General features: G+C 40.1%; 2 protein-coding genes and 1 pseudogene. 1 reads left to right on the forward strand and 2 read right to left on the reverse strand.

Annotated features, from left to right (window positions below):
• Positions 1 to 291, forward strand: a pseudogene (locus IM797_RS28150) (hypothetical protein); the annotation flags it as partial.
• Between the two features lie 21 nt (positions 292 to 312).
• Here the strand turns inward: IM797_RS28150 and IM797_RS28155 are convergent.
• Positions 313 to 471 (reverse strand): DUF2004 domain-containing protein, encoded by a 159-nt coding sequence (locus tag IM797_RS28155; RefSeq protein WP_194130559.1) that lies wholly within the window; start codon positions 469 to 471, stop codon positions 313 to 315.
• A gap of 187 nt (positions 472 to 658) precedes the next feature.
• Positions 659 to 1009 (reverse strand): hypothetical protein (locus IM797_RS28160; protein ID WP_194130560.1); only part of this gene is annotated, 351 nt, incomplete at its 5' end.

A 1009-nucleotide genomic window follows, 5' to 3' on the forward strand; every position in this document is an offset into this window, starting at 1 on the left:
CCTGATCAAAAACCCTCGAAATATAGGCTTAAATATAATTTGCTGTCATTATTGATGGGCTGGTGGGGATTGCCCTGGGGACCTGTATACACTTTAGAAATGATCAATATCAATAGTGATAAACAGGGTGGGGCAACAGATGTAACAGAAGATGTTTTGTTAAAACTTCGTGAAAAATATACATCAGATAAGGTAACCGAAATTTCTGATAAGGACATTACCATTGAATATATCAAAGGATGGGGTACTTCAAGTAAAAATCCCAGGACTGCTATAGACGGTTACAGGTAACCAGAAAGGGCCTATGATCAACTAACTCTCCATCGTGATGTAGTTCAGCTCTTCATCAATTGTCGTATTTACCACTAAAAGGTATTGCGAAATTTCCGGATCTATTTCAAAGTCAGAAACGCAGAAAGATTCGTCATCCTCAGGACAGAATCCGATTCTTTTGAGCTTCAGGATGGACAATAACTGCCCTATTTTGATAGGAGTGCGTATTCATTGTATTGAGTTTTGAACTAAATATACAAATGATATATTTGAATCTATGGCAGGGCCTTGCCTGAAGATTTCAATACAAAAACAGTTCTGAAAAGAATTGCTTTTGTATTATTCCATCTGACTACTGATTTTTAACTAAAACCATGTACGTTGACTACTTATTTTTTGGTTTTGTGTTTGATTTGACCGATACGCCTGATTCATGAATAGCTCTTGATGCTGAATTGTGCATTGGGTTTTCTCCAGTATGTCCAGTAGGATTGTAAAGCGGGTTTACCTCAATCGCTTTTGGATCGCCTGTCTTATTGCTCTTTAAAACTTCTACTCTTCTTCTTTCTGCCGCATTTTTGGTGCTGTCTGTAGGATTGGTAGTAGGGGCGACCAATCTCCCTGTTGCAGCATAAGCAGCAGTAGCAGCGCCACCACCTGTTGTGTTTGCCAGTTTGCTTACTGAAGAGACGGCCTGCGCGGGAACGGCCGGTTGGCTTTGGACTTGCAAAGGTGT

Origin of the sequence: Pedobacter sp. MC2016-24 (assembly GCF_015223055.1) — a bacterium.
Classification (GTDB): Bacteria; Bacteroidota; Bacteroidia; order Sphingobacteriales; family Sphingobacteriaceae; genus Pedobacter.